3 protein-coding genes are annotated in these 2,328 nt (G+C 33.1%); all 3 read right to left on the reverse strand.

From position 1 onward, the window contains the following. Positions 1-380: 380 nt before the first annotated feature. From J6Y29_05950 to J6Y29_05960, 3 genes are read right to left on the reverse strand one after another with little or no spacing between them, the layout of a single operon-like run. The gene (locus tag J6Y29_05950) at positions 381-806 is read right to left on the reverse strand and encodes a dUTP diphosphatase (protein MBP5427410.1); all 426 of its coding nucleotides are present in this window, start codon (positions 804-806) and stop codon (positions 381-383) included. Next, positions 796-1,038 (reverse strand): hypothetical protein, encoded by a 243-nt coding sequence (locus J6Y29_05955; GenBank protein ID MBP5427411.1) that lies wholly within the window; start codon positions 1,036-1,038, stop codon positions 796-798. The genes J6Y29_05950 and J6Y29_05955 overlap by 11 nt, the downstream gene beginning before the upstream one ends. Then, positions 1,038-1,316: a hypothetical protein gene (locus J6Y29_05960; GenBank protein MBP5427412.1), complete on the reverse strand. Its 279-nt coding sequence runs from the start codon at positions 1,314-1,316 to the stop codon at positions 1,038-1,040. The genes J6Y29_05955 and J6Y29_05960 overlap by 1 nt, the downstream gene beginning before the upstream one ends. Positions 1,317-2,328: the final 1,012 nt, after the last annotated feature.

Consider the following 2,328-nt stretch of genomic DNA (forward strand, 5'->3'; position numbering starts at 1 on the left):
ATAGGCTTGCGCGGCTTTTTTCTAATCAGCGCGTGCTCGGCCTTTTATACCTAACGAAGATTTCCATGTTGAAGAAAATACAGCTTGATAAGGAATTTCCCACTCAGTTAATTTCTCTTCTAATACACCATATACTTCTGCGAGCTTTTTATAAGTTACTACATTGTTTCCAACCGAACCCTACAATTGTATATCTTCTATGGCTACTTCTGTTATTTTATATTTTCCAATTAACTATTCTACTTTTAATGCAATTTGATAAAGTCGTTCACCAAAATCATCCTATGCACAAGTAAAAGTTCCGCTATCTACTAAATTGCCTTCATCATCAAACACAGACCAACCAGAAATGCGAGAAGCTTGGTCAAGTGCTAATAGCATTAGGTACTACCAAAGCCTCCAACTCTTGCCGCTGTAGTATTATCATCATTGGTTAATCCATAAGGAACGAATACACCTTGCCCAATACGATAGCCAGGTAACAAATTAACTGGATTGTTACCAATGTTATAAACTTGGAACATAATATGTCCTTCATTATCAGGATTGTTATAGTAATCACTATCAACAATTCCAATACCATTGGCAAGAATAAGGCCCAGTTTGCGCGGCGTTGAACTGCGCACGGCAAGTTGTAACCAATATCCTTCATCAATTTGTGCTTTTACGCCAGTAGGAACAAGAGCTATTTCGTCAGGATTGATTGTAATATCTTCAACAACGAAGAAATCATAACCCGCACTACCTGCGGTCGCACGTTCAGGCAAACGTGCGTTAGGATATTTACTTACTCTTTCAAACTTCATCGTAGGTCACCGCGAAGCAAGCATCTGGATACTTTTCATCGGCAAAAACTAATTTGGCTTTGACGACTTGGTATTCATCAACTACTTCACCTTTCTGCTTGATAAATTTAGTAGTATAGCTAAATGCAACCAATTCAAAATGTGGGTCATTTTTTAGTTTTTCATGCAAATCTTCTACATCTGCTACGGTATGAACTCTATAAGTATTTACTGCTGTAATTAGGTATTCCATTAATTTATCTCCACTTCTATTGTACAATTTCCATATTGACAGGATTCTGTATATTTAATATCTTCAACATATCGTTTTAAAAAACTACTTGGTCCAACCAAATGAATTTTTTTTGCTCCATAGTCATGACAGTTGCACACAAGGCATTCACACAGTTGAGTTAAGGGCGCAGTACCAATAAATTCATACTTACCTTGTGTATTACGTCCAAAATAAAGTTGCTGCTCTGTGAAAGGATGTACCTCGCATACAAATTCTGTATAAATTTTTTCGCTCATTTTACTTCAATAACTCCTTCATCATAAGGAAAGAATAAATATACTATACAACCATCGTTTGGAGTATTAACCCAACATTCAATTCTTTCATCTTCTATTGGTTCAAACATTTTTATAGTTCCTATATTTTGTAAACATTCAATTAATACATCGGGTATATACTCTTCTATAATAACATTATAAAAATCACCTAAAGTATGACGATGAAAAACTGTATAATATCTTTTATCATTATTTAATAATATATAATATTTCTTAAAACGATTTTCTTCACTATCGACAAATTTCTAAATAGTTGCTTTAGCTTCGTCAAAATCTTCAAGGTCGGGCAATTTAGATACTGCCATTTGATTAACCTAATAGTTTGTAAGTTTTATTCCACCTATTTGTTTCTTTTTTCCAACTCGTTTAAAGGTTCTTTTAGCTATTGGTAACAACTCCTTTCATATATATATTATACCATATTTTTTTTGATTTGTCAAATAAAAATCGCGATTTACCAATTTTTTCACAAGTAATTTATAAAAATTTGGTAAACCGCGTTTTCTTACTTTTTATAATTATTTAAACAAGAAGTATCTACTGTATATGTTACATTATCATTAACTTTTATAGCATTATCATCATCAGTATGCATAGAGGCTGTAATAGTAGCATCTGTACTGTTAGTAGTAGTAGTCCAAGTAATATTTGGATTGTTAATAATTGTATTGGTATCTTTAGCAGTTAAAGTAGTACTGCCATTACTATAAGTAGTACTAGTCCAGTATGGAGAAGTCCAAGTCCAATAACTATTGGCACGCTTACCATCATTATAGCCGCCTGTGTATACTTCATTAAGCAGCTTTTCAAGCTCTGCCTATGTAAAACTTACTTTGCCGTTTTTGTCAAATTTAAAAACCTTTACTTGCATTTTAATTCTCCTTTTTCTCTTTTAATATAAAGTTTAAAATAATTCCTACAATTAGCGCGAGAGCCGTTGCAGAAAAACTAATTGTTGTTCCACCAACTA

Source organism: Clostridiales bacterium (genome assembly GCA_017961515.1).
Classification (GTDB): domain Bacteria; phylum Bacillota; class Clostridia; order Acetivibrionales; family RGIG10202; genus RGIG10202.

Bases quoted from the DNA above. Each gene is read 5' to 3' on its own strand.
- J6Y29_05950 (MBP5427410.1), bottom strand. From the start codon at position 806: ATGAAGTTTGAAAGAGTAAGTAAATATCCTAACGCACGTTTGCCTGAA.
- J6Y29_05955 (MBP5427411.1), bottom strand. From the start codon at position 1,038: ATGGAATACCTAATTACAGCAGTAAATACTTATAGAGTTCATACCGTA.
- J6Y29_05960 (MBP5427412.1), bottom strand. From the start codon at position 1,316: ATGAGCGAAAAAATTTATACAGAATTTGTATGCGAGGTACATCCTTTC.